This is a genomic window from Streptococcus ratti FA-1 = DSM 20564 (genome assembly GCF_000286075.1).
Taxonomy (GTDB): Bacteria; Bacillota; Bacilli; order Lactobacillales; family Streptococcaceae; genus Streptococcus; species Streptococcus ratti.
Genome location: NZ_AJTZ01000005.1, coordinates 768577 through 795353, shown reverse-complemented (window position 1 = coordinate 795353; position 26777 = coordinate 768577). Strand labels below are relative to the sequence as shown.

Annotated in this window: 25 protein-coding genes and 2 pseudogenes; 24 read left to right on the top strand and 3 right to left on the bottom strand. The window is 38.8% G+C overall.

The window, feature by feature from the left end; translation table 11 throughout:
• Nucleotides 1-174: 174 nt before the first annotated feature.
• The 7 genes and pseudogenes from SRA_RS05820 (at nt 175) to SRA_RS05790 (ending at nt 7137) form a co-directional block, all read left to right on the top strand.
• Entirely contained in the window at nt 175-1197 is a 1023-nt protein-coding gene (locus SRA_RS05820; RefSeq protein ID WP_003088645.1) for an SIR2 family protein, read from the top strand.
• Nucleotides 1197-3056, top strand: a complete 1860-nt coding sequence (locus SRA_RS05815) for an ATP-binding protein (RefSeq protein ID WP_003088642.1) — start codon at nt 1197-1199, stop codon at nt 3054-3056. The genes SRA_RS05820 and SRA_RS05815 overlap by 1 nt, the downstream gene beginning before the upstream one ends.
• Nucleotides 3057-3529: 473 nt before the next feature.
• Nucleotides 3530-3892 (top strand): restriction endonuclease subunit S, encoded by a 363-nt coding sequence (locus tag SRA_RS05810; protein WP_003088638.1) that lies wholly within the window; start codon nt 3530-3532, stop codon nt 3890-3892.
• 29 nt (nt 3893-3921) lie between these two features.
• Nucleotides 3922-4983, top strand: a complete 1062-nt coding sequence (locus SRA_RS05805; RefSeq protein ID WP_003088635.1) for a YaaC family protein — start codon at nt 3922-3924, stop codon at nt 4981-4983.
• Between the two features lies 1 nt (nt 4984).
• Nucleotides 4985-6025 (top strand): hypothetical protein, encoded by a 1041-nt coding sequence (locus tag SRA_RS05800; RefSeq protein WP_003088633.1) that lies wholly within the window; start codon nt 4985-4987, stop codon nt 6023-6025.
• 14 nt (nt 6026-6039) lie between these two features.
• Nucleotides 6040-6829: pseudogene (locus SRA_RS10400) on the top strand (hypothetical protein).
• Nucleotides 6830-6903: 74 nt separating this feature from the next.
• A complete protein-coding gene (locus SRA_RS05790) occupies nt 6904-7137 on the top strand; it encodes a hypothetical protein (RefSeq protein ID WP_003088630.1) in 234 nt (77 codons plus the stop codon).
• 179 nt (nt 7138-7316) lie between these two features.
• Here SRA_RS05790 and SRA_RS10395 read toward each other — a convergent pair.
• A pseudogene (locus tag SRA_RS10395) lies at nt 7317-7652 on the bottom strand (ISL3 family transposase); the annotation flags it as partial.
• Between the two features lie 73 nt (nt 7653-7725).
• Between SRA_RS10395 and uvrC the strand changes: the two are divergent.
• The 7 genes from uvrC to SRA_RS05755 all read left to right on the top strand — a co-directional run bounded on the left by uvrC (nt 7726) and on the right by SRA_RS05755 (nt 15479).
• The gene (uvrC, locus tag SRA_RS05785; protein WP_003088629.1) at nt 7726-9504 is read left to right on the top strand and encodes an excinuclease ABC subunit UvrC; all 1779 of its coding nucleotides are present in this window, start codon (nt 7726-7728) and stop codon (nt 9502-9504) included.
• Nucleotides 9505-9627: 123 nt separating this feature from the next.
• Complete coding sequence (locus tag SRA_RS05780) at nt 9628-10326, top strand: GNAT family N-acetyltransferase (RefSeq protein WP_003088628.1); 699 nt, start codon at nt 9628-9630, stop codon at nt 10324-10326.
• A 212-nt stretch (nt 10327-10538) separates the two neighbouring features.
• Nucleotides 10539-10865 (top strand): bacteriocin immunity family protein, encoded by a 327-nt coding sequence (locus tag SRA_RS05775; protein ID WP_003088625.1) that lies wholly within the window; start codon nt 10539-10541, stop codon nt 10863-10865.
• Nucleotides 10866-11011: 146 nt separating this feature from the next.
• Nucleotides 11012-11614, top strand: coding sequence for a nitroreductase family protein (locus SRA_RS05770; RefSeq protein ID WP_003088623.1), 603 nt, complete (start codon nt 11012-11014; stop codon nt 11612-11614).
• A 13-nt stretch (nt 11615-11627) separates the two neighbouring features.
• Nucleotides 11628-13034, top strand: a complete 1407-nt coding sequence (gene pepV, locus SRA_RS05765) for a dipeptidase PepV (RefSeq protein ID WP_003088622.1) — start codon at nt 11628-11630, stop codon at nt 13032-13034.
• A 101-nt stretch (nt 13035-13135) separates the two neighbouring features.
• Nucleotides 13136-13720: a uracil-DNA glycosylase family protein gene (locus tag SRA_RS05760; protein ID WP_003088620.1), complete on the top strand. Its 585-nt coding sequence runs from the start codon at nt 13136-13138 to the stop codon at nt 13718-13720.
• 157 nt (nt 13721-13877) lie between these two features.
• A complete protein-coding gene (locus tag SRA_RS05755; RefSeq protein WP_003088619.1) occupies nt 13878-15479 on the top strand; it encodes a vWA domain-containing protein in 1602 nt (533 codons plus the stop codon).
• Between the two features lie 61 nt (nt 15480-15540).
• Here the strand turns inward: SRA_RS05755 and mnmE are convergent, their stop codons facing one another.
• Nucleotides 15541-16908 (bottom strand): tRNA uridine-5-carboxymethylaminomethyl(34) synthesis GTPase MnmE, encoded by a 1368-nt coding sequence (gene mnmE / locus SRA_RS05750; RefSeq protein WP_003088618.1) that lies wholly within the window; start codon nt 16906-16908, stop codon nt 15541-15543.
• 128 nt (nt 16909-17036) lie between these two features.
• Between mnmE and rpiA the strand changes: the two genes are divergently transcribed.
• From rpiA to SRA_RS05710, 9 genes are all read left to right on the top strand, one after another.
• On the top strand, nt 17037-17714 hold the full coding sequence (rpiA, locus tag SRA_RS05745) for a ribose-5-phosphate isomerase RpiA (RefSeq protein ID WP_003088617.1): 678 nt from the start codon (nt 17037-17039) through the stop codon (nt 17712-17714).
• 176 nt (nt 17715-17890) lie between these two features.
• Nucleotides 17891-19102 (top strand): phosphopentomutase, encoded by a 1212-nt coding sequence (locus tag SRA_RS05740; RefSeq protein WP_003088616.1) that lies wholly within the window; start codon nt 17891-17893, stop codon nt 19100-19102.
• 136 nt (nt 19103-19238) lie between these two features.
• Nucleotides 19239-19898 carry an alpha/beta fold hydrolase gene (locus tag SRA_RS05735; RefSeq protein WP_225310754.1) on the top strand — a complete coding sequence of 220 codons (660 nt, stop codon included), beginning with the start codon at nt 19239-19241 and terminating at the stop codon, nt 19896-19898.
• A gap of 228 nt (nt 19899-20126) precedes the next feature.
• Nucleotides 20127-20936 (top strand): purine-nucleoside phosphorylase, encoded by an 810-nt coding sequence (locus SRA_RS05730; RefSeq protein ID WP_003088614.1) that lies wholly within the window; start codon nt 20127-20129, stop codon nt 20934-20936.
• Between the two features lie 25 nt (nt 20937-20961).
• Complete coding sequence (locus tag SRA_RS05725; RefSeq protein ID WP_003088613.1) at nt 20962-21141, top strand: DUF8582 domain-containing membrane protein; 180 nt, start codon at nt 20962-20964, stop codon at nt 21139-21141.
• 84 nt (nt 21142-21225) lie between these two features.
• The gene (locus SRA_RS05720) at nt 21226-21954 is read left to right on the top strand and encodes a glutamine amidotransferase-related protein (RefSeq protein WP_003088612.1); all 729 of its coding nucleotides are present in this window, start codon (nt 21226-21228) and stop codon (nt 21952-21954) included.
• Nucleotides 21941-22096 (top strand): hypothetical protein, encoded by a 156-nt coding sequence (locus tag SRA_RS10195; RefSeq protein WP_003088611.1) that lies wholly within the window; start codon nt 21941-21943, stop codon nt 22094-22096. The genes SRA_RS05720 and SRA_RS10195 overlap by 14 nt, the downstream gene beginning before the upstream one ends.
• Nucleotides 22097-22405: 309 nt before the next feature.
• Nucleotides 22406-23110, top strand: coding sequence for a purine-nucleoside phosphorylase (gene deoD / locus SRA_RS05715; RefSeq protein WP_003088610.1), 705 nt, complete (start codon nt 22406-22408; stop codon nt 23108-23110).
• A 1-nt stretch (nt 23111) separates the two neighbouring features.
• Nucleotides 23112-23873, top strand: coding sequence for a Gbs1250 family HEPN protein (locus SRA_RS05710; RefSeq protein ID WP_037611129.1), 762 nt, complete (start codon nt 23112-23114; stop codon nt 23871-23873).
• A gap of 339 nt (nt 23874-24212) precedes the next feature.
• Here the strand turns inward: SRA_RS05710 and SRA_RS05705 are convergent, their stop codons facing one another.
• On the bottom strand, nt 24213-25121 hold the full coding sequence (locus tag SRA_RS05705) for a LysR family transcriptional regulator (RefSeq protein WP_003088605.1): 909 nt from the start codon (nt 25119-25121) through the stop codon (nt 24213-24215).
• Nucleotides 25122-25277: 156 nt separating this feature from the next.
• Here SRA_RS05705 and cpsA point away from each other — a divergent pair, with 156 nt between their 5' ends.
• Nucleotides 25278-26747 (top strand): LCP family glycopolymer transferase CpsA, encoded by a 1470-nt coding sequence (cpsA, locus tag SRA_RS05700; protein WP_003088604.1) that lies wholly within the window; start codon nt 25278-25280, stop codon nt 26745-26747.
• The last annotated feature ends 30 nt before the right edge of the window (nt 26748-26777 follow it).

Sequence of the window (26777 nt, the reverse complement as noted above, 5' to 3'; positions counted from 1 at the left end):
AAATACCTTGTTTAAAGATCAGTCATTTCCAGTCTGGTCTTTTTCTTTTGGAAATAGCAGAGCTGGAGACAATAAGAATTGTTTGAAAATCAGGGAGCTATCCTTTGAGAGGGACAGAAGTGGTGGTATAATAAATATAACGAGTATTAAAAGTCAGAAAGATTTTAAAAATTTATGAACAAAGAAGGAATTGATATTAAACAACTAAGAAAAAATGCTATTACAAAGAGATTAAACTTTTTAATTGGTTCCGGTGCCTCAGTGCCTGCGATTCCTTTAATGAGTTATTTCAAAAAAGATGCTGAAGGAAAAGAAGTTGAAGATACTATTGCAAATCAAAATTTAGAGAAAAAAATTAAGGAAGTAAGTGATAAGTTAACTTCTGATGAAAGCATAAAGGATGAAAAAATTGAGAAAGTAGTAAATCAATACGATAGATTTATTAAGACCATCATTGATTTACTCTATCTTTCTAATTCAAGACAAACGACAAAAAATATTAATATCTTTACAACTAACTACGATTTATTTATTGAAAAATCAGTTGATAAATTAATGAAAGTTAATAAATTTATCTTTAATGATGGTGCTAATGGTTATTTTGACAGGAAATTAGATAGTTCAAATTATAATAAAACAGTTGCTTACCGAGGCTTGAATGATAATTATTTGAATGAGTTACCATCTATTTCGTTAATTAAGCCCCATGGTTCTATGAATTGGGAAAAACGACAAGACAATTCAATTATGATAAAGCAGGAAGTTGTAGATAAACCTGTTATTGTCAAACCAACTGGATTGGAAGGGCAAGAGACATTTTTAAATAACCATTTTCATGAAATGCTTCGGGTTTTCCAATTAGAATTAGATAAGCCTCAGTCTGTATTGTTTGTCATTGGATTTTCTTTTCAAGATAAGCATATTGCTAAAATGATTACTAGAGCACTTCAAAATCCTGAATTGATAATATATGTTTTCGGGTATTCTGATGATGATAGGAAAAGGATTTTAGACAATCTATCGTTAGATAATGAACTGCGAAATTTAAAAATTATCACTCCGAAAGATATTGAAGAGAAAACGTTAAAGACTTCAAATGAATCAAATGGAGAAGAGTGGTTTAGTTTTACAATTGCGAACTTAACAGCCTTATTGAGTTCGATTTCTAGCAACCATGATAAGGATGAAAAAGATTGATGAGAGAGAATATCCCGGTAAAAAAATTAGGTGTTATTGTTGGTGTGGATGGTGATATTTCACAGGTTGGTATGTATCAAATGTCAAATGATTCAGAATTCTTGTGGCACGGTGATGTATTAAATGGCCCAAAAATTGGAGCATTCTTAACAATTATTCAGAATGATATTAAATTAATTGCGACTGTTGTTACTGAAAAAATTATTGACCAGCAGAATACGATTAAGAGCACTGAATTTGATAATAGATACTCTAAAAATTCAATCAATAGGATTGTCCAGATTAAAACTAAAGGTGTTATTGAAAATAAGAAATTTCAAGTAACCAGTCAATTTGTATCAATGATAGGTAATGAAGTAACATTAACAACATTGGAAGATTTAAAAATAATCTATGGAGTAGGTGCAGATAATGATGTTATTTCAATTGGTAAATCGATATTAGAAGGACAGACAGTCCCCTTATCAATTAATAAAATCTTCGCTTCACATATTGGTGTATTTGGCAATACTGGTAGTGGAAAATCAAATACACTGCATAAATTATATTTGGAATTGCTTCGTTCAGAATATAGAAATGAGATTTTGAAAAAGTCCCAATTTTTTATAATAGATTTTAATGGGGAGTATACTTCTGATAATAGTTTTGGAATTGACCCAATAGAGAATAAGAGAGTTTTTAATATAAATACCAGAACTGAAAATAGCGATAAGATACCTGTGACAACGGATTATCTTTTTGATCCAGATATATTATCAATCTTATTTGGAGCAACATCAGCTACCCAAGTTCCTTTTTTGAGGAAAGCTTTACAAATTTGGAATAGTGGAAATTTCACTGGAGAAAGTATTTCAAAATTTGTAGTCGGTACATTAAAGAAAATTTTAACTAGTGGTGATGCAGCTAGTTCAGACGCAAAAGATAATTGGATAAATGTTGCTAAACAGTATTTAGAAGGCTCAGAACAAGATATTTTGAAAACACTTTTATCTTTAGAGTATTATTCGACATCTAAAGCCTACAAAATTTCTGGAACATCATCATATATTAATGATAAATCAGACATGACCGAAGACATTATAAATCAGTTGAACATTGAGGCGATACAAGAAAAACTTTCAAATCGTTTTAAACAATTAGATGACATTCACAAATTAAAATTCCATTTAGATTTTCAAAAGGTACATCAATCTGCTTGGAAATCAACCAATATTGAACACATCAATCCTTTATTTCATCGAATTGATACCGCTCTGGAGAGTCTTAAAAAGGTTGTAGAAATAACAGATGGTATTAATCAGTCTTTTTCAAGTATCAATGTCATTAATTTAGTGCATGCAAATCAGGAAATTACTAGACTTATTCCAATGCTATTATCAAAAATGATTTATGATCAACAGAAATTATTGGTAGCAGGCGACGAAGTTTCATGTACAAAACATTTAATTATTGATGAATCCCATAATATCTTAAATGCGCAAAATCATAGTCTTGGAGATAGTTGGCAGGATTATAGACTAAGTGTATTTGAAGAAATTATCAAAGAAGGAAGAAAGTTTGGTTTTTATTTAACACTTGCAAGTCAACGACCAGCCGATATTTCTCCGACAATACTTTCACAAATCCACAACTATTTCATTCATAGACTTGTCAATGATAACGATCTTAGAATGTTATCTAATACTATGCCTACACTTGATAAATCTTCGTTTCAAAGGATTCCGTCACTTGGTCAAGGGGAAGTTATCATAACAGGAAATGCTATGCAAGTACCAGTTTTTGTTAAGGTAGATAAAGAGAAAGAAAACAGACCAAGCAGTGATGATGTTATTTTGACGGATTTATGGAAGAAAGAGTAAGGTGATTATATGGTGAAAATTGATGGGGAAAAAGTTGCTGGTTGTGTTTATTGTGAAAATTATAATGAATTCGTTTTGCCGAAAGATGTAATAGAGGGTAACATTAAAAAATGACTTAATTTTATTTTGTGGAGCTGGCATAAGTACTGAGACCAGAAAAGTTTTGTCCTATACATTTTATACAGAAATAAAAAATAAACTTAGTGAGTCAAAAATTGAGGCCAATAATAATATGTCTTTTTCAGAAATGATGTCATTCTACTGTAATAACTTTCGTAATGGAAGAGAAGAAATTGGGAGAAGTCGTCAAGTTTTACTCAGGTTTAACCTATACGCCTGATGATATTTCAAATGGTGGTACGCTTGTATTAAGATCTTCAAATATACAAGCAAATTGATTAACTTTTAATGATAATTTATTTGTAAATACAGAAGTTGCAAAATCAGAAGAAGTACAAGTAGGAGATATCATAGTGGTTGTGAGAAACAGCTCTAGAAATTTAATTGAAAAGCATGCACTTATCAAGAGTAATTTACCTAATACGGTAATTGGCGCTTTTATGACGGGAATAAGAGCCAAAAATTATAATTTTATTAGTGCCACTTTAGATCACGCTAATTTTAAAAGAGAGATTCATAAAAATCTAGGTGCAACAATCAATCAATTTACAACTGGTGATTTTAAAAAAATGAGATTTATATTTCCTACCGATGAAGAACAAGAAGCTATCGGTAAATTCTTTTCAAGCATTGATAGTTTAATGTCATCATATCAAGAAAAAATTGGCCAACTAGAAATTTTGAAGAAAAAACTATTACAGGAGATGTTTATTTAGTGTTAAAAATTAGATTGAGGTACAAATAATTGGATAATCATGAACAAATATTTTTCTCAGAAGAGCCAGAATCTGATATTTGGAATAGTTTAAAAAATTATTCTTATAATGGATATTTAGAAGAATTTTTTTCTAAGAGAGGTACTGATTTTGAGCAAAAGATGTTGGATACTATTTCAGGCTCTTTAGTTCAAGCATTTGAATACTTTGAAGCCAGTAAGGTTGTAACTTTACAGACTTCTCCTCTGCTTTTATATTATGGGACAATCAATTTGCTTTACGCAGCGACCTGTTTGAAAGAAGGGAGAGTTGTTGAAATTACAGGACATGGACTCAGTCTAATAAAGTCCACATTAGATGATAAAAACTTATTAGATATTGAAATTCAAGTATATAATAACAGAGGTGCGGGCTTAAAAGAGTATACTAACAGTTTATCTGAAACACAAATTAATCAAAAATTTCAATTAAAACTCGGGGATATTCTTTCATCTATACCGGAACTTTATAGAGAGTATGTTGATATAACTAAAAAAGAGACAGGTCATGTATTACCATTAATTGAACGCATATCTGAGGACTTTACTGTTTATGTATCTAAATTAGACATAACCCAGTCTAGTTCCATTAACAATATTGTTAACTCAGAAAGTTTTAAGCGTACATTTTTACAATATCAAAAAAATAGCAATGACGAATATATCTTTTATCTCAAATTAGGTAAAGAAAATAATATAAAAAAATCTTTTCTAGGGGAGTATTATCTCCAGTTGGAACTTGCGAATACTCCCACTATTAATCCAATGTTCTTAGGAGTTATGGCATTGTATGTATTAGCAACAGTAAGCAGATATCATACAGAGGTGTGGAATTCTTTTATAAAAAATAACAGAGATGGTTTAGTTAATTTTATTGAAAAGTTTTTAAATATGATGAGGAGGTATTTTCCAAATTATATCTTAGATATTGTTGAAGGTAAAAAGCACAAATTTACTAATCAGATAATACCAACCGAAGATTTTAGAAATCAATTATCAGAGAAAGAATTGGAGCAGAAAATAAAGTATATAATCAACAAATTGGAGAGATAAAATGAGTACATATAAATCAAATTTATTTGCATTATGCAAGGTTTTAGAGCGCTCAGATCTAGCTAATAAAATTAAAAATATGAGATCGAACTTAAATAATTCAGACGGCCAATTAGCTAAATCAATATGGCTTTCAATGACAAATGATAGACAAAATCATTTTTACGGCGTATTACTGGGTATTAGTGAATCAAACGAAAAAAATAATAATGGCATAATTTCAAAAATGCCACTTTTAAGTGAAGAAGAGCTAAAGATATGCAAATATGGAAATGAATTTTTATTGAAGGTATGTAATTTGTTGATTAATGAATTAGATTTTTTGCCTACCCCAATAAAAGAGTCTTTAAATCCATATACCAAATTAAGGAAAATCGGTAATGATTTTTATGAAAATATCCCAATGGAGAACATAGAAAATATAGATCTCTCCAAACTTTCTCAGAGTTTTAAAAAGTTGCATTTAGTAAACTCTCTTAGAGAGCAACAAAAACAGATTAGTAGTGATATTTTAAATAAGATTCAGCTAAATAATATGTTAGAAATTTTTACAATATTTAGCAGAGACGAAAGTCAATATGGCTATGAAGAGGTTCCTCCAAGCTTATTAAACATAAGTAAGCATAAAATACATGGTTCATTATCTTTCGAAGAACAGTTAGAGTATTTCTTTTTCTCTTTATACGTCCTCAGGGATATTATACAAATAACACTTAATACTTTGTATTCTGTTTTAGGAGGAGGAAGGTTAGCCCTATTGACGAACGATAACATAATATCTATTAAAGGACCAAGCCAAAATCATTTATATAAAAGATATGAATTCAGTAAAATACCTAGTGATGATAAAGGAGAACCTGAAATCGCTAATTTATGCTTAGTAAATTTTCAGAGAAGTAGTAGTGCAGATTCAATTGTGAATTGTTTAGCGTTTACTGTCTCCTTGTCGCATAGCTTTGCAGGAAACTTTGGTGATACTACAACACTTAAAGTGTTAGAAGTGGATAACGACTTGAACAGGTATTATAACTTTTTCAAATAATTGTTATTTTTCCCATGTCTTTTTTAATTATTCACAAAAATAAAGACAGGAACGTATCAGTTACTCAGCGTATTAAACAAGTCAAACAGCCCTATGGTAGCTACTTACCACCTAAGTTATTTTCAGTCGATGAGTTGATAGATGGTAAGGAACTTAGTAGGGAGGAGAATATTCACCCTTCGCTTGTGGGACTTTGTGTGGACTATCTGACACGGTTCATGAATGGTGCGTCGCTAGAAGAAGCTTTCAAGATTTCCTTGTACGGAGCTCTTATGATAGAGAAATCGGAAGCTAGTTCTGATTTGCTTTCTAAAATTACTGGTCTTGACGATACCTCTATTATTAGTGCTTGTCAGTTAGCTGGCTTCGATGTTATTTTTAGAGCAGGTCGATCAGGGTATAAGCCTGTTGAAGATATCATTCCAGATGAGGCAACGATTTTGAATATTCGTATTATGGTAGAACGAAGTCTGGCTTTCTTTACACAATACGGTCCGATTGTAAAAGATGGTTTTACATTAGAAGGTGGTTACACAGACACCATTACTGCTGGTGATGGTGATTTTTTGACAGCAGATACATTGTGGGATTTTAAAGTTTCTAAAACCAAGCCTACTAACAGACCATACCCTTCAACTATTAATCTATTATCTCATGGGAATACAATCCGTTCATCCTGAATTTCAATCAATAACGAAGCTGGGGGTCTACAACCCAAGACAGAATAAAGTTTTTCTCTTGAATATAGCTGATATTTCTGATGATATTTTAAAAACAGTTAAAAAAGAAATTATTAGATACTAAAACAGAGGCATGTTTAGGAATTTACATCTCCCTAAAAAAGGAGTATAGTATTTAGGGTAAAGGAGTGAGAGTAGATGAACGCTGATGAGAAAATCATAGCTTTGGTTAAGCCTGAATATATGGAGCGTATTCCGCTGTTAGTACGCGGGCATGCGACTAAAGCAACCTGCAAGTTGATTGCGCGTGAGTTTCCCGAAGCTTATGCGGAAGCGCAAAAAGAGGGCGATTTGAGTCCCGAGGCTAAAGAAAGTCTGAGCTTAATTGTCAATGATATTTTTAAAGAGCGCATGGCTAAGCACAATTTGTGATTGTTCTAAAGGGCAAGTGCTGCACTTTCAGGCAGACGAATCAACAGTACCAGACTTGTCAAGAAAAGGGAAATAAAGATAAGATTTGCTGCTTTTGAGCAATCTCTGGCAGCAGTGTAAGCCTAAAAAAACGAGCTTAAGATGGGGGCTCTTTGTCAACTGTAGTGGATGACTTATAATTAGCAAAGAGAGAGAATCAGATTGGTTCTCTCTCTTTGCATGTTCAAAGCGATGAGAATTTTAGTTTTAAAGTTTTTGAAGTTTCGAAAACCAAAAGCTTTGTATTTGAGAAAGATTTTGAAGACTGTTGACAAGTGCTGATTGACACCGTTCAAATGGTCTTCAATCAGTCTAAAAAATTGAGTGGCTCGTTTTTCTTGAAAATGGAAGAGCAGTAGTGGGTAAAGCTCATAATAAAAGCGAAGTTCATCAGAGAAAGCTAAAGTTTTATCGACAATCTCACGAGGTGTTAAGGTTTGCCTAAAAGTTCGTGAATAGAAGGCAGTGTTAGAAAGTTACTGGAAAGAAAAGCAAAATCAACTGTGACAAAAGTCAGAAAACCTGCCTTGTTTTTGTTATAATAACATTATGAATCAATTGATACAGCATAAATTAGAACTTTTGCCGGACAGTCCCGGCTGCTATCTTCACAAGGATAAAAAGGGAACGATTATTTATGTGGGGAAGGCTAAAAATTTAAAGAATCGTGTGCGCAGCTATTTTCACGGCAGCCATGACACTAAGACAGAGATGCTGGTGTCAGAAATCGAAGATTTTGAATACATTGTGACGGGTTCCAATATTGAGGCCCTTCTTTTAGAAATTAATCTCATTCAGGAAAACCACCCCAAATACAATATCAGACTCAGAGATGACAAGTCTTATCCATTTATTAAGATTACCAATGAAAGATACCCTCGCCTGTTGATTACGCGTCAGGTCAAAAAAGATAAGGGGCATTACTTTGGTCCCTATCCTGATGTCGGGGCTGCTAATGAAATTAAAAAGCTGCTGGACAGGATTTTCCCCTTTAAGAAATGTACCAATCCTCCGGAAAAGGTTTGCTTTTACTATCACATCGGCCAGTGTTCCGCTCACACCATTTGCCATACTGACCAGGCCTATTACGATAAGATGATAGACGATGTCAGCAATTTTTTAAATGGCTATGACGATAAGATTGTCAATGGGCTCAAGGAAAAAATGCAGACCATGGCTGAAAATATGGAATTTGAACGGGCTGCGGAGTACCGCGATTTGATCAGTGCGATCGGTGTTCTCAGAACCAAGCAGCGGGTAATGGCTCAGGATTTGATTGACCGGGACATTTTTGGTTATTACGTGGAAAAGGGCTGGATGTGCGTGCAGGTCTTTTTTGTCCGGCAAGGCAAGCTCATCCAGCGCGATGTCAATATGTTTCCTTATTACAACGAGCCCGAAGAAGATTTTCTGACCTATTTGGGGCAGTTCTATCAAGATAAACGTCACTTTATTCCCAAAGAGATTTTTATTCCTAAGGATATTGACGAAGAATTGGTCAAGGCTCTGGTCAATACTAAGATTATCAAACCGCAGCGCGGTGAGAAGAAGCAGTTGGTTAATTTAGCGACGAAAAATGCCCGCGTCAGCCTGCAGCAAAAATTTGACCTGCTGGAAAGGGATTTGAAAAAAACACAGGGTGCTATTGAAAATATTGGAGAGTTACTTAACATCCCTAAGCCGGTGCGCATTGAAGCTTTTGATAACTCCAATATCCAAGGAACCAGTTCGGTTGCGGCTATGGTCGTTTTTGAAAATGGCAAGCCCAGTAAAAAAGAATACCGCAAATATAAAATCAAAACCGTTACTGGTCCGGATGATTATGCCAGCATGCGCGAGGTTATTTACCGCAGATACAGCCGCGTCATGCGAGATGGTCTGACACCGCCAGACCTTATTATCATTGATGGGGGCCAAGGTCAGGTCAATGTGGCGCGTGATGTCATTGAAAATAAATTGGGACTTAATATTCCTATCGCTGGTTTGCAGAAAAATGACAAGCACCAGACCCATGAACTGCTCTTTGGCGATCCGCTGGCAGTGGTCGAACTGCCTAGAAATTCAGAAGAGTTCTTTCTCCTGCAGCGCATCCAAGATGAAGTGCACCGCTTTGCCATTACCTTCCATCGCCAGCTGCGCGGTAAAAATTCCTTCTCTTCCAAACTAGATGGCATCGCAGGACTTGGACCAAAGCGCAAGCAGCTGCTTATGAAGCATTTTAAGAGTCTGCCCAAGATTAAAGCGGCCAGCACGGATGAGATAATTGCTCTGGGAATCCCACAAAAGGTCGCAGAAAATGTGCAGGAGAAGCTGCAGGAAAAAGATTAAGGGCAGGGCTTGCGAAAAATTGAAGCCTTGTTTTCCTTTAGAAACTGCTGAGGATATGCGACTACACAGAGTTAATGTAGAAGAGAAAAGGCAAAACCCTTGAGGGTAAATAAGGAGACAGTTATGCCAACAAATAACTTTGATCAGCCAATTGGAGAACCAGTGCTTGATTTTGTGCCCGGTCAGTTGCCAGACATTGAACAGCTCGTAGGAATTTATACCATTGTTGAACCTCTGAATGTGGACAGACATTTTGAGGATGCTTATACTTTTTATGGTCCTGACAGTCCCAAAGAACAATGGACTTATCTGTCGATTGACCGTTTTGAAAATAAAGAAGATTTTAGAGATTACTTTGAAGGGATGGCTGATTCCAAGGATCCTTACTACTTGGCCATCTTGGATAAGGAGAGTCACAAGGTAATAGGAACATTTTCTCTCATGCGAATAGATCCCAAAAACCGTGTAGTGGAAATGGGCTGGGTTCTTTACGGTCTGGAACTAAAACACTCACGAGTGGCAACTGAGGCCCAGTACTTGGTCATGCGCTATGTGTTTGACGAACTGCATTACCGCCGCTATGAATGGAAGTGCGACAGCCTTAATGCGCCTTCTAATCAGGCGGCTAAGCGTCTGGGATTTACTTTTGAAGGCACCTTTCGGCGAGCAGCAGTCTATAAAAACCGCAGCCGCGATACCAATTGGTATTCCATGCTGGAAGAAGAATACCAAGCCATGAAAGCTAAATTTGACAACTGGCTGGCCCCGGCAAATTTTGATGATCAAGGCTATCAAATCCACCCTTTGAACACAGACTATTAATCTTGTATGGCCGCAAATTCTGAGACTGACTGCTGGGGTAAATCAGAGAACAGAAACTTCAAACAATTAAAGGAAGAAGTGTGAGTTTTACTTTGGAAAAATTTTCATTATATTTTTTCTTGTTTTTATGATAAACTAAGGCAGTTTTTGAAAATATAATTTTAAAGAGCACTTATTTTTACAATGATGACTCAGTGCAGGGAGGGAATTGAATGACGAAAACAAATGATGACGCCAAGCAAACGCAACTCATGACAGATTGCTACAATCTTTTGCTGAATCCAGATATTTTTCCAGAAGAACGCGAATTGCTGCTGATCTTCAAGAAAGAAGTGGAGGCTGGACGTGATTTTTCAAGACAATCTTACCGTCTCTGTCGGGATTTACAGCGCTTATCGTTGAGATATTTTCAGGAAAAGAAGAAATTATCGCTGCCTGTTAAGGCTTTCTATGATTCTCTTAACAATTTAGAGAGATCAGAATTGAGAAACAATGAAATTGCCAAAGGCATTATTGCGGCCTCTGCCACTTGGCTATAAATCAAAAAGCAGATTTCTAGTCTGCTTTTTTACTGCCCTAGGTTTCCCTATTTATTTTTTAGAAGATACTGAAAAAGCTGAAAACCGTTTCAAAAAGTGGTAAAATATAAAAGTAACTATTACCCTATTAGAAGGAATGTCCATATATGAAATTTTTAGAATTAAATAAAAAACGCCATGCAACGAAGCACTTTAATGATAAGGCAGTTGATTTTAAAGATATCAGAACAGCGATTGAGATTGCCCAATTAGCTCCCAGCGCTCATAATATCCAGCCTTGGAAGTTTGTCATTGTTAAAGATAAAAAGGCTGCCTTGGCTGAAGATTTGCCTGCTTTAAACAAAGCTCAGGTTGAAGGTGCACAGTATGTCATTGCTTTATTTACCGATACTGATTTGATTCAGCGTGCTCGCAAAATTGCGCGAATTGGCAGTAAGAATCTTCCTGATGATATGATTGGGTATTTCATGGAAACTTTGCCAGCTCGTTTTGCGACTTTTGATGAAAAAACTAAAGGTGAATACTTGGCTTTAAATGCAGGTCTTGTAGCCATGAATCTGGTTTTAGCTTTAACAGACCAAGGTATTTCCTCTAATATTATTCTTGGCTTTGATAAGACTAAAACTAATGCTGTTTTAGATATTGACGAGCGCTTTCGTCCAGAACTCTTGATTACGGTTGGCTATACAGACGAAAAGATAGAGCCAAGCTATCGTTTGCCAGTTGATGAAATTATTGAAGAAAGATAGGGGTTAAGTTAAGATGTTTGTAGATTTTCAAAAGGAAGTAGATAAACGCCGAGGAGATATTCTGGCTGATCTTTTTCGGATTTTACAGATTAATTCTGAGCGAGATGACAGCAAGGCTGATGCAAAACACCCATTCGGACCGGGTCCTGCTCAGGCTCTTGATCATTTTTTGAAAATGGCAGAGCGCGACGGCTACGAAACTAAGAATGTCAATAATTACGCCGGTCATTTTGAATATGGGCAGGGAGATGAAGTTTTAGGCATCTTTGCTCATTTGGATGTTGTTCCTGCCGGCAGCGGCTGGAAAACATCTCCTTATTTGCCTGAGATTATTAAAGGCAAGCTCTATGCGCGCGGTGCCAGTGATGATAAGGGACCGACAATTGCCTGTTACTATGGTTTAAAGATTATCAAGGAATTGGGGCTGCCGGTTTCTAAAAAGGTGCGCTTTGTTGTCGGTACGGACGAAGAGTCTGGCTGGGCGGATATGGATTATTATTTTGAACATGTCGGTGTACCCGATCCTGATTTTGGCTTTTCACCGGATGCGTATTTCCCTATCATCAATGGTGAAAAGGGGAACATCACCGAATATTTGCATTTTGGCAGCAAAAACGGCGGTTCTTTCACTCTTGAATCCTTCAAGGGCGGTCTGCGTGAGAATATGGTTCCGGAGTCAGCGGTGGCTGTCTTTACCGGCAATATTAGCTCAGAAGACCTGCAGCTGTCTTTAGATACTTTTGCTGAGTCTCACAATCTTAAAGCCAGTCTGACTGAAAACGAGGGCCGTTTTAAATTGACGATTCATGGGAAGTCCGCTCACGGCTCTACTCCAGAGGCTGGTATCAACGGCGCTACTTATTTGGCTCTCTTTTTGTCTCGCTTTGATTTTGCTGGCGATGCCAAAGCCTACCTTGATTTAGCAGGTAAGATATTGCTGAACGATCATGCGGGCGAAAAATTAGGCGTTGCCTTTGTTGATAAACAAATGGGAGCTTTGTCCATGAATGCCGGTGTCTTTGATTTTGATGCAGAATCAGAGAACAATACCATCGCTCTTAATTTCCGCTATCCTCAAGGAATAGATTCACAAACCATAAAAACAAAACTGGAACAGTTAAGCGGCGTTAAAGAAGTCACTCTGTCTGAACACGAGCACACTCCCCATTATGTACCGATGGATGATCCGTTGGTGTCAACGCTTTTGGCTGTCTATGAAAAGCATACAGGTGATAAAGGTCATGAGTGGGTTATCGGCGGCGGTACCTTTGGCCGTCTGCTGAAACGCGGCGTTGCTTTTGGAGCAATGTTCCCGCATTCAACAGACACCATGCATCAGGCTAATGAATTTATTGAGGTGGAAGATTTGTATAAAGCAGCAGCTATTTACGCCGAAGCCATCTATGAATTAATCAAGTAACAAGTAAGCAGTAGACCATATGCATGGACACATCTTATCTAAAAAAACAAAGAACTGATGATGGCTGCTTATCTCAGTTCTTTTTCACAAAGGGGAAAACAATGACGGCTATTGAAGAAATTACCAAGGCCATTATGGCAGACAGTCAAAATAAAGTTTTTACAGAAAAAGGCATTGAACCTCTCTTTGCAGCACCTAAAACAGCACGTATTAATATTGTCGGGCAGGCGCCGGGCATTAAAGCGCAGGAATCGCGGCTCTACTGGAATGATAAGAGCGGCGAGCGTCTGCGTGACTGGATGGGAGTTGATTACGATACTTTCTATCATTCTGGTTATTTTGCTGTTATTCCTATGGACTTTTATTATCCCGGCAAGGGAAAATCAGGTGATCTGCCGCCTCGCAAAGGCTTTGCTCAGAAGTGGCATCAGCCGATTTTAGACTTATTGCCGGACGTTCAGCTGACTGTTCTAATTGGCAATTATGCCCAAAAATATTATTTACATCAAAAGTCTTCTGTCAAGCTGACAGATACAGTCGAACATTATAAAGACTATCTGCCGGAATTCTTCCCACTTGTTCACCCATCGCCTCGAAATCAAATTTGGATGTCTAAACATCCTTGGTTTGAAGAGCAAGTACTACCAGACCTAAAAAATCTCGTTGAAAAAATTATAAAAAAATAAGAAATCAGACTACTAAATTTTTTCCTCAAAAGATTTTTAGTGGTCTTTTTTAGTAAAAAAATTGTCTTAATCCGATTTTTTATTGAATTATATTTTCAGAAGTGTTACTATTGAATTACGATAGTATGTCGTAACTAAAAAATAGGAGAAAAACAGTATGGAAATGAAAAAACGTTACTCTTTTCGGAAACTCAAATTTGGACTTACATCAGTGGCAATTGCTTTTGTCTTTGGGACAGCAACTCAAGTAGGAGCTCAAGAAACGAACACAGTAGCTTCAACACCGACATCAAGTCAAGCAAATTCTGCAACTGGCTCTACTCCAGTAACAAATGCGACAACAAATGCTACACCAGCATCAACAACAAATTCAGCAAACACATCAGCGCCAGCCTCTACAACGAGTAGTGCAAACACACCAGCATCAACGACTCAGCCAACTTCTCAACAAGCATCTGCTCAATCAGCTTCTAATCCAGCCTCTCAACAGGCATCAACCTCTAGTGTGGTTGCGGCAGCTAAAGAAGAAGTGAAACAGAAGAGTCAGACAGCAGTAGTACCTGAAAGGCAAGCGAAAACTGGTGATGTTATCGCTGTCGAAACATCACAAACAGATCCTAAAGTAACAAAAACTCAAGAGGGTAATAAGGAAATTACGAGATCTGAAAGTTCAGCTACCGTTAAGACTACTAGTCTGGCGGAACCATCAGAAAAAGTTGGGAAATCAGCACCAGTGGTGGAAGTTAGAGAATCTTCAAAAACTGAAGAAACTGTTGATTACATCATTACAACCAGTGAAAAGGTTGTTAAGACAACAACTGTAGAAATTGTTAAAGAAGCAGATACTAGTGAGACAGTTGCTGGAAGCGCTGATATTGTTTTTGTTATTGACCACACAGGTTCCATGAGTGATGAAATTGCAAGTGTTCGAAATAATATTAAGAATTTTGTCAAAGGCCTTGCTGATAAAAAAGTAACGACAAGACTTGGACTGGTTGACTATGATAATGATAGTAGTAGTGGTGTTCACTATATTGACTTTTCTGGTTCAAATTTTACAACAGACACAGATGCTTTTACTAAAGCGTTGGATAATATTCAAATCAACGGTTCTGTTGAATCAGCAACAATTCCTCTTTCTTATATTGCCAATAATTATGACTGGTCTACAGATCCTAATGTCAAACGTTTTGCTGTTTTAATTACGGATGAAGACTATGACTTCGCTACTGCAGATACACCAAGTGTAGAATCAGCTATTAATAGCTTAAAAACAGCTGGTATCAGTACTACAGTTATTACTGAAAATTACTTGAAATCTACCTATCAATCTCTCTTTACAGATACTAATGGTATTTACATTGATATTTATAGTGATTTTTCAAAAGCCTTGTCAGAAGATGTTTCAACTTGGATTGTTGAAACGATTAAGGAAGGACGCTTGCTGAAAATTGTTACTGAAAAATATGATTTTTATATTGAAGTAATAGTTCAACCAAAGGGAGCTAATTCTACAGGGCAAATAAGTCCAGCAAACGATAGAACAACCCCTGTTCGTTATGATCGTCTTATTCATAAAACTGATAGAACAACCCCTGTTCATTATGATCCTCTTATTCATAAAACTAATAGAACAAGTGAAGAAGCTAGTCTCCCTGAAACAGGAAGTCAGTCAAATGCTTATTTGACCGTCTTTGGATCAGCGGCTTTAGCAGCCGGTTTAGCGTTGGCATTCTATAAAAAACAAGAAGAGAAATAAATTAAAAAAAGTAGGTGTAACCTTTTGCTTGCTGAGCAATAGCAGAGGTTGGCCTACTTTTTTACTTCCCTAAACAAAACTGGCTAAAGAGTTGGGTAATGAGTTCATCTGGGGCCGCATCGCCAGTAATCTCGCCAAGGATTTCCCAAGTTCTGGTCATGTCCACTTGCAGCAAGTCTACTGGCATGCCAAGTTCCAGCCCTTCATTAACAGCATGCAGACTTTCAAGGGCTTGCTCAATCAAGGAAATATGGCGGGCATTAGAGAGGTAGGTGGCATCTTTTTCGACACTAGCGGCATTGTCAAAGAAAATATCATTGATCCGTTCTTCAATAGCATCAATATTTTGGTTGTTGAGGACAGAGATTTTGATACAATCGTTTGGAAGCTGGTCGGTTTCAATTTGCTCTGGCAGATCTGTCTTATTAAGAAGAATGAGACGATTGCTGTTTTTACTAATATCTAGTAAGGCGCGGTCTTGATCTGTCAGTTTTTCAGCGCTGTTGAGGACAAGCAAAACAAGGTCAGCCTCTTCCAAGGCTTTTTTAGAACGCTCAACGCCGATTTTTTCAACCAAATCATCCGTTTCACGAATACCGGCGGTGTCAATAAGCTTGAGCGGCACTCCCTTGATATTGACATACTCTTCAATGACATCACGAGTCGTTCCTTCGATATCGGTGACAATAGCCTTTTCCTCTCGTAAAAGATTATTGAGCAGACTGGATTTACCGACATTAGGCCGGCCGATGATAGCTGTAGATAAGCCCTCACGCAGGATTTTCCCTCTGCGGGCTGTTTTAAGGAGATTGGTCAACAAAGTTTCAAACTCTTGCGTTTTTTCCCGCATGAGTGCGGTTGTCATTTCTTCCACATCATCATACTCGGGATAGTCGATATTGACTTCGACCTGAGCCAGAGTATTGAGGATTTCTTGGCGTGTGTTATTGATAAGGTTGGAAAGAGAACCATCTAATTGCTGGACAGCGATAGCCATAGCCTTATCTGTTTTAGCGCGAATGAGATCCATAACAGCTTCAGCCTGCGCTAAATCAACACGCCCATTGAGAAAGGCACGTTTGGTAAATTCGCCGGGCTCTGCCATACGGGCACCAGAACGAATGACCAGCTGAAGGATTTCATTAGTGACAGCCACGCCGCCATGCGTATTGATTTCAATCACATCTTCGCGCGTGAATGTTTTGGGCGCCCGCATGACAGAAACCATGACTTCATCAATAATTTCCCCATTTTCAACGATATGTCCATAATTAATGGTATGAGAGGGAACATTATCCAAATTTTTTCCCTTAAAAATTTTTTTAGTAATGGCTAGCGCTTCAGAGCCTGAAATACGGACGATGCCGATGGCTCCTTCACCCAGAGGTGTTGCGATAGCAGTAATTGTGTCGAATTCTTTAGTGATCATAGTTTAATTGTAGCGCAAAAGAACGGAAGCTGCAAGATTTTGAGACGTTCAGAAAAGGAAGATTGCCATTTAACAAGTATGCGATTTCATGTTATAATAAAGTGATTATGTGTGAAAGAGGAAGCTTTATGGAAGAGCTCAAAAAAATTGCGGGCATCAAAGCGGCAGAATATGTCAAAGACGGTATGACTGTGGGACTTGGAACAGGTTCAACAGCCTATTATTTTGTTGAGGAAATCGGCCGCCGTGTTCAGGAAGAAGGCTTGCAGATTGTTGGTGTGACAACTTCAAGCGGGACAACTGCTCAGGCTGAGAACCTTGGTATTCCGCTGAAGTCTGTTGATGAGGTTGACTCTATTGATGTGACTGTTGATGGTGCAGATGAAGTTGATCCAAATTTTAATGGTATCAAAGGCGGCGGCGGTGCCCTGCTCATGGAAAAAGTGGTCGCAGTTCCTACCAAAGATTATATCTGGGTTGTTGATGAGAGTAAGCTGGTTGATACTCTGGGAGCTTTTAAACTGCCGGTTGAGGTTGTTCAGTATGGGGCTGAACGTCTTTTCAGAGAATTTGAAAAGAAGGGATACAAGCCTTCTTTCAGGGAATATGACGGTGTTCGTTTCGTGACGGATATGAAAAACTTTATCATTGATTTGGACTTAGGCGCCATTTCTGATCCTGTTGCCTTTGGCAGCAAACTGGATCATCAAGTCGGCCTTGTTGAACACGGTCTTTTTTGCGGCATGGTCAACCGTGTCATTGTTGCTGGCAAAGACGGCGTGCGGATTTTAGAAAATCATGCCTGATTTGACGGTTTCAAGCACTTAAGCTCAAGGAAATTCATTTAAAAAGTCTAGGGGGCAGGCGGCAGAAACTGTCTTTCTCGCTTTGACAGCTAGATTCTTGCTGTTTTGACTTCATTTTAATATTATAAATTAATAGTGATGACAGGAAATAGCCTGTTATCTTAGATTGGAAAACTATGTCAACTTTTAATCGTATTCATCTTGTTGTTTTAGACTCTGTTGGGATTGGGGCAGCGCCCGATGCTAATAACTTCTCTAATGCGGGCGTGCCTGATGGTGCTTCCGATACTCTGGGGCACATCTCAAAAACTGTCGGGCTTAATGTGCCTAACATGGCGAAGATTGGTCTTGGAAATATCCCGCGTCCGCAGGCTCTAAAAACAGTTGCCGCTGAAAGTCAGCCAACTGGCTACGCAACAAAACTAGAAGAAGTATCCCTCGGGAAAGATACCATGACAGGGCATTGGGAAATTATGGGGCTCAATATCACAGAACCTTTTGATACCTTTTGGGATGGCTTTCCTGAAGAAATTATCACCAAAATCGAAGACTTTTCAGGTCGTAAGGTCATTCGTGAAGCCAATAAGCCATATTCCGGTACTCAGGTCATTGCTGATTTTGGTCCGCGTCAGATGGAAACAGGTGAATTGATTATCTACACCTCTGCTGACCCAGTGCTCCAAATTGCAGCCCACGAAGATGTGATTCCTTTGGAGGAACTTTACAAAATCTGTGAATATGCGCGGTCTATTACATTGGAGCGTCCTGCTCTTCTTGGCCGTATTATTGCTCGCCCCTATGTCGGGGAACCCGGTAACTTTACGCGGACAGCCAACCGCCGTGATTTAGCAGTGTCGCCTTTTGCGCCGACAGTTTTGGATAAACTTAATGAAGCTGGAATTGACACCTATGCCGTTGGTAAAATCAATGATATCTTCAATGGCGCTGGTATCAATCACGATATGGGGCACAATAAATCAAACAGCCATGGTGTGGACACCTTGATTAAGACCATGGGCCTGCCAGAGTTCACCAAAGGTTTCTCATTTACCAACTTAGTTGATTTTGATGCCCTTTATGGTCACCGCCGCAATGCACACGGCTACCGTGATTGCTTGCATGAGTTTGATGAGCGCCTGCCAGAGATTGTAGCGGCGATGAAAGAAGAAGATTTGCTGCTCATTACGGCCGATCACGGCAATGACCCAACCTACGCGGGAACTGATCATACCCGTGAATATGTGCCGCTTTTGGCTTACAGCCCAACCTTCAAGAGCAGCGGTACTATCCCAGTTGGCCACTATGCCGATATTTCAGCAACCATTGCTGAGAACTTCGGAGTAGACAAGGCCATGATTGGGGAAAGCTTCTTGGATAAATTGGTGTAGAATGTATAAGGCCAAAAATAAAACGCTAATTTTGAATAGTATCCAAATGGATTATCTTACTTTTGGAAAAGGAAGCAGACCCTTAATATTGATACTGGGTTTGAGTACACAGCGACTCAAAGGCAGAGCTTTTTCCATGTCTTATGCTTATCGTATCTTTGCCAAAGATTATAAAGTTTATATGTTTGACCGCAGAGCTCAGGCAGAGACTGGCTACAGCATTGAAGATATGGCAGATGAATTGGCTGAAGCTATTAAACAGCTGCGGCTTAAAACCGTTGATGTTGTCGGTGTTTCACAAGGTGGGATGATTGCTCAGCTGCTAGCAATACGTTATCCAGAACTAGTCCATAAATTGGTTCTTGGTGTAACGTTGCCGAAAGCTAATGATACAGCTCTATCTACCATAGGCAATTGGATTAAACTGGCTAAAGCCAATGATCGGGAACAGCTGATTCTTAATGCTATGAACAAGGTTTTTTCAGAACCTTGGCTTAGAAGGTACCGCTGGTTGATTTTTCTCTGGTCAAAATTGATGAAACCGAAAGAGTTGGATAGATTTATTATCTTAGCGGATTCCATTTTGCATTTTGATGCCAGCGACAAGCTCAAAGAAATTGCCTGCCCTGTCTTTGTAATCGGAGGCGCTCAGGATAAAGTAGTAGGTGCCCAGTCGTCAGCTGAATTAGCTCAGGCTCTTGATTGTAGCTCTTACATCTACCCTCATTTAGGGCATTCCGCCTATGTTGAAGCTAAAGATTTTAATCAAAGAATTTTGACATTCTTGCAATCTTAATTAAAAGAAAAAATTAAAATTTACAGAAAGGATTGTTCAGTTGAGCTTGTAAGATAGTTAGTTTAACTGAACACGGGCTAAGGACTTCTGAAACAAATCCGTAGCTGTTCATTTTTAGATAATTACAGCTACAGATGCTTTTAGATACAAATAGAACTTGGGCGGTAAAGCTGTCGGTCAGTTTTCTATTTTGGTATTGTTCGCTCAACGCCCTTAATATCTTAATTTATGACACTAGTAGAAAAAATCAATGTAACCCGCGAATTTTTACAAGCCAAGGGCATGACAGCGCCTGAATTTGGCCTGATCCTAGGCTCTGGTCTGGGTGAGCTGGCAGAAGAGATCCAAAATGCTATCGTTCTTGACTATGCTGATATTCCCAACTGGGGACGCTCAACAGTCACAGGTCATGCTGGCAAGCTGATCTATGGTGACTTGGCTGGCCGCAAGGTCTTGGCTTTGCAGGGACGTTTTCATTTCTATGAAGGCAATCCACTGGAAGTAGTGACTTTCCCAGTGCGAATCATGAAAGCCTTGGGCTGTCAAGGCGTCATCGTGACCAATGCTGCTGGCGGTATCGGTTTTGGTCCGGGAACACTCATGGCAATTTCGGATCATATCAACCTGACAGGACAAAATCCATTAATTGGGAAAAATCTTGAAGACTTCGGTCCGCGTTTTCCTGATATGTCCAATGCCTATAGCAGGGATTATCGGGAAAAGGCTCAAGCTGTTGCACAAAAGCTGGGAATTCAGCTGGACGAAGGGGTTTATATCGGTGTATCAGGCCCTTCTTACGAAACACCGGCTGAAATCCGAGCCTTTAAAACACTGGGAGCTGATGCTGTTGGTATGTCAACTGTTCCTGAAGTTATCGTCGCAGCGCATTCAGAACTCAAGGTTCTGGGAATTTCAGCTATCACCAACCATGCCGCTGGTTTTCAAGATGAGCTCAATCATGATGAAGTAGTCGCCGTGACTGAGCGTATCAAAGAAGACTTCAAGAGATTGGTTAAAGCCATTTTGGCAGAATTGTAAAATCAATTTGAAAGAAGGTGTTTGTATGAATAACAGGGATGCTAAAAAATGGCACTTAGTAAGTGCCATCCTATTTTACATAGCTGGACTTATCTCTTTAGTTCAAGGCCCTTCCAGAATAATGGGGATTCTCTTTATCTGTCTTGGAGCAGCACAAACTGCATTAGCTGTTGGAAAATCAGATGATGATAGTGATGAGAAATAATCGTTTTGACTGCAGAAAAATGGTGTTAAAGTCATTTTTATTTCGAAAGCTCTATAAAAATCAGACGAAGGAAGTGTGTTATCAATGAGAATTCATTTTATTCTTCATGAGACTTTTGAGGCAGCGGGTGCTTATTTGGCTTGGGCAGCTTTGCGCGGTCACGAAGTATCTATGACCAAGGTTTATCATTATGAAAAGCTTCCTGAGAGCGTAGATGACTTTGATATGTTAATTCTTATGGGAGGGCCTCAAAGTCCTTTCAGCACTAAAAAGGAATTTCCTTACTATGATGCAGATTCAGAAATGGCCTTGATTCGATCAGCAGCAGCCGCTGATAAATATATCGTTGGCGCCTGTCTGGGAGCGCAGCTTCTGGGCGTAGCTTTTGGTGCGGATTGCCCGCCCAGTCCAAATAGGGAAATTGGGAATTTCCCTATCTATTTAACAGAAGCAGGCAGGCAAGATCCTTTGCTGGCAGAGTTTGCAGATGGTATGGTTGTCGGTCATTGGCACGGTGATATGCCGGGGCTGACAGATGAGGCTCTTGTTTTAGCAGCTTCCAAAGGCTGTCCGCGGCAAATTGTTAAGTATGCAGACAAAGTTTACGCATTTCAATGCCACTTGGAATTTTCAAAAGAACTGGTGAAAGCCTTGCTAGCCCACGAAGTCAATTATGACCAACATGTGCAGAAAGAGCCTTACTATCAGCCTGCATGGGAAATTCTTGATTACGATTACTCTAAAATGAATCAAGCTCTCTACCATTTTTTAGACAAATTGACGGCAGAGGAGAACTCGTATGAAAAAGTTTAAAAACGAGTATCTATATTTTATAGCAGCTTTAATCACCTTGATGGCTAGTTTGACCTCCAATCATCAAAGAGTTTTTTGGTTTATCATGGCTTGTTTCTGGTTTATTTTAGGAATGGCTGGAACTACAAATAAAAGAAAATAGGTAAGTCTTACTTCGTTGTAGTCCTCCTAGGTTCTTCAAAAATTAAATGAAAGGATAGGGTGCTATATTCTATGTGACTGAATACGGGCTAAGGACTTGGATTTCCCTATACCTGCAAATTAAAATGAAAGGAATTGAACCCGCCCTAGGTTTAGTTCTGAAAATGAAAGAAAGGAAAGAGAGTGAAATCATTCTGATTTGAACTCGAGCGGAAAGCTTAGAAAATAGATAAACCTCATGGGAAATCGGGATTTCCCTGCGGTTTCCTAATTTTCAGTCGCTTTCTGGTCGCTCTCTGTATCATAAATTATGTCTATTCACATTGGTGCCCAAGAAGGGCAAATTGCTGATAAAATCTTACTGCCAGGCGATCCCCTGCGTGCTAAATTTATTGCCGAAAACTTTTTAGAGGATGCCGAGTGTTTTAACAATGTCCGCGGCATGCTGGGCTATACCGGCACTTACAAAGGAGAGCGCATCTCTGTCATGGGAACAGGGATGGGCATGCCATCTATTTCTATTTATGCCAATGAGTTGATTACATCTTACGGCGTCAAAAAACTGATTCGTGTCGGAACTGCTGGTTCGCTCAATCAGGATGTTCATGTCCGTGAATTGGTTTTGGCCCAGGCTGCAGGAACCACATCCAGCATGATAAAAAACGAATGGCCTCAGTATGATTTTCCGCAGATTGCCGATTTCAGACTTCTGGACAAGGCCTATCATATTGCTAAGGACATGGACTTGACAACCCATGTCGGCAGTGTCTTGTCAATCGATGCCTTTTACTCTGATTTTGCTGAGAATAATATCAAATTGGGGCAAATGGGTGTAAAGGCTGTTGAGATGGAAGCAGCGGCGCTCTATTACCTTGCAGCTAAGCATGGTGTCCAGGCGCTGGGTATCATGACCATTTCAGATAGTCTGGTCGCAGACGAGGACACGACTGCCCAAGAACGTGAAAGAACCTTCACCGATATGATGAAGGTAGGCTTAGAAACCCTGATTGCTTAAAATGACAGAAAAAGAAACTCTGGACATTCTTTTGAATGTTTACGCTTATCACCATGCTTATCAGATTGTAAAGGCCAGCTGTGAGTTTTCTGATGATATTATTTTTCTTTTGGAGCTGCTGAAAGAGAGGCGGGAACTCAATGTTGACTTTCTTTTTGAGAACCGTCAATGTCTGAAAGAGCTGGAGGCTACCTATCAGATTTCCTTGCTGGACAATGCCTACGAAGAAGAGTTGCTGGCAAACTATATCATGGATCTGGAAGCAAAGCTGCGCAATGATAACATTATTGACTTTGTCAGAAGTGTCAGTCCGATCTTATACCGGCTCTTCATGCGTTTGCTGAACAGTCAGGTGCCAAATATTGATGCTTATATTTATGATGCCAAAAATGACCAGTACGATGTTTGGAAATTTGACAAGATGCACAGCTCTTCAAATTCCTTTGTTCAGCGCTTTGTTGCTAAGGCCAGGGACAGCAAAGTGACTTCTAAAAGCTTGGTTGACTTTATTGAGCTGACCGATCTGCCTAAAGAAATTAAAGCTGCTGTTTTGTTGCTGCGAGACTTTGAAAAATCAGCCCGCAACCCTCTAGCTCACCTCATCAAACCTTTTGATGAAGAGGAACTTCACCGGACGACAGGCTTTTCTTCCAAAATGTTTTTAGAGAAGATTATTGATCTGGCTATTTTTTCAGGGGTCATTTATGACAGCGGCATCTTTTATTTCGATAAGGTCAATGGACTGATCAAAAAGATCTATTGATAGTCCGCTGTAGTTGTTTTAACACAGTTAAATAAAAAAGAGCCATCAGGCTTTTTCAGAGTGTAGACAAACACATTTTTCAATGCAAACATGCTTTGAAGTTCTTCAACTATCGATTAAATGGCTTTGGTTTGCGAGCGAAGCGAGCCTTAATCCGAGACTTTCCGCCGTGATAAAAGTGGCAGAAACCCCATTGTTTCTGCCATTCGGAAGATTTGAGACCTTAGGCTCAAATCTTAGGCATGGAATTCCGAAGGAAGTCGCTGCCGTCCGCATCACCTAAGGAAAGTCTCACAAAAGACTTTATCTTCAAGTTGAAAAGAGCCATCAGGCTCTTTTTTATTTATTAAACTTAACTTCTTCAAGCAGATAGTCAATGAATTTTTCGCCCATTTTGGAAAGATTGGCTTTTTCATGTTTGAGATAGATGATGTCAATTTCATCGTCCACGTCAAGAGGGATGGAAACGATATTATCTCCGTTGAGATTGCTGTTTAAGATACCGGTGGCGATAGTGTAGCCATCCAGACCGATCATAAGATTAAAGAGTGTTGCCCGGTCGGATACGACAATGGATTTTTTGTGGGGAATCTGAGACATAATTTCTTCCGAAAAATAAAAGGAATTATAGATTCCCTGATCATAGCTGAGATAAGGGAAATCTTCCAAATCACTCATGGAAACTATTTTTCGGTCGGCCAGAGGATTGGATTTACTGACAAAAATATGAGGGCGTGCCTTGAAAAGATTGGTATAGGTCAAATGATTATCATCAAACATCTTTGTTAAAACATCATGATTATAGCTGTTTAAAAAGAGCACGCCGATTTCTGAACGAAAATTCTTGACATCATCAATGATTTCATAGGTTCTGGTTTCGCGCAAAAAAAGCTCGTAGCGGGTCATGTCAGTTTCCTTCAGCAGACTGACAAAGGCATTGACAACAAAAGCGTAGTGCTGGGCAGAAACGCTGAAAAGTTCGCGTGTGTGTCCCTGACTCTTATAGCGCTCTTCAAGCAGAGCTGTCTGTTCGACCACCTGGCGGGCGTAAGAAAGAAATTCGACACCATCCTTGGTCAAAGTGATGCCCTTAGGATTGCGGATAAAGATTTCAATGCCCATTTCACGCTCTAAGTCGCGGACAGCATTGGACAGTGAAGGCTGAGTGATAAACAGCTGTTTGGCAGCCTCGTTCATGCTGCCGGTTTCTACGATTTTTATAATGTAATGTAATTGTTGGATACGCATATGCTTATTGTAACACAAATCAGGCTGTTAATAAATACAGCTTGCTTATAAGCGGATTTCTGCTCATAGTTCACCATTGCAAAGGAGCTTTTGAAATGGTATAATGAACAGGTTAATATTACCTATTAAATAATTAAAGTTTGGGAGAAGGAAAGCATGGTTAGTCGCTCAAATAGAAGTCATCAGAGTCATCATACAGGAAATCACAAAAAACTAAGTATTATCAACAGTATCCTCTTAGTTCTTTTTACGGTCCTGTCTGCTGTGACTCTCTTTTTTGTTTTTGCCTATGATTTCTTGGCCTTTAGAGGTCTAAATGTAATAGCGGCAGTAGTTTTGATTGCAATCGTTTTGCTGTCGCTGGTGCTGATCCTAAAAAAACGTGCCAGCAAGTTCACATTTATTCTTCTCTTGCTGGGAAGCTTAGCAGCTTCAGGAGCATTGTACTTCCTGAAGTCAGCAATTGATATGTCTGACAGGATGAATCAAACTGCATCTTATTCAGAAGTTAAAATGAGTGTTGTGGTGCCTAAAGACAGCTCAGTGTCCAAGGTTGCTGATTTAAAGAGCGTTTTAGCACCAACCGGCAATGACGGAACTAATATTGCTTCTCTTATCAGTAAAATTCAAACTGACGAGGGTGTTAATTTAACAACAGAAGCAACTGATTCTTATCAGAGTGCTTATCAAAGCCTTCAGGAAGACTCCAGCAAGGCTATGGTGTTGAACAGCGCCTACAATGAACTGCTTTCTCAAACAGATGAAAACTATAAGGATAAGCTAAAGACAATCTACAGCTATACCATTAAACAAAAGGTGGCTTCAGCCAAGAAGAAAGCCAACCGGGATGTCTTTAACCTCTATATCAGCGGTATTGACAGCTATGGATCTATTTCATCGGTTTCACGTTCAGATGTTAATATCATCATGACGGTTAACCGCAAGACCAAAAAGATTCTTTTGACAACAACACCGCGCGACTCCTATGTTCCCATTGCTGATGGCGGCAACAATCAAAAAGATAAACTGACTCATGCCGGTATCTATGGTATTGATTCATCTATCCATACCTTAGAAAATCTCTACGATATTGATATTGATTACTACGCACGGATTAACTTTACTTCCTTCATAACTCTGGTTGATTTGCTGGGCGGTATTGAAGTTTATAACGATCAAGCCTTTACTAGCCACATCGGTCACTATGATTTTCCAGTTGGAAAGCTGAAACTGAATTCTGAAAAAGCCCTAGCTTTTGTCCGTGAACGCTATTCATTGGAAGCCGGTGATAATGACCGCGGTAAAAATCAGGAAAAAGTCATTGCAGCTATTGTTGACAAACTGTCTTCTATGAAAGCTGTATCTAATTACAACAGCATTATTAAGGGACTTGGAAAATCTATCCAAACCAACATGTCCTTAAATACAATGATGTCTTTAGTCAACTCACAGCTGGAGTCCGGTTCAAAATACACTGTGAAGTCACAGGCGCTTACCGGCACAGGCTCAACTGGAGAACTGACGTCTTATGCGATGCCAAATGCCAGCCTTTATATGCTGTCTATTGATGAGTCCAGCCTAGCAAAAGCTAAAGATGCTATCAATGATACTATGGATGGAAAATAGGTAAAATCTAATCAAAAACTGCCATTCTGA